Source organism: Leucobacter sp. M11, assembly GCF_035726885.1.
Classification (GTDB): Bacteria; Actinomycetota; Actinomycetes; order Actinomycetales; family Microbacteriaceae; genus JAPFRB01.
In genome coordinates this window covers 29,716-29,966 of the sequence record NZ_JAPFRB010000006.1, presented here as the reverse complement: position 1 = coordinate 29,966, position 251 = coordinate 29,716, and the positions used below count along the sequence as shown (strand labels likewise).

General features: G+C 70.9%; 1 protein-coding gene. It reads right to left on the bottom strand.

Annotated elements, in window-relative coordinates:
* The coding region (locus OOT08_RS17170) for an ATP-binding cassette domain-containing protein (RefSeq protein ID WP_325094071.1) at positions 1 to 251 on the bottom strand (251 nt) is incomplete at both ends.

The window sequence follows — 251 nt, the reverse complement described above, 5'->3', positions numbered from 1 at the left end:
CGCCCGAGAGCTGCGAGGGGTAATGATTGGCCCAGGCCTGCAGGCCGACCCGGGCGAGCAGCTCCTGCGCCTCGGCGACCGCCGCGGCGCGGCCGCGCTTGGCGACGACCATCGGGGCCTCGATGATGTTCTCTAGGGCGGTCTTGTGCGGGAACAGGTTGAAGCGCTGGAAGACCATGCCGATGGAGCGGCGCTGCTTGGCCACCTCGCGCGGGTGCATCTCGCGCAGCCGGTCGCCGTAGTCGCGGTAG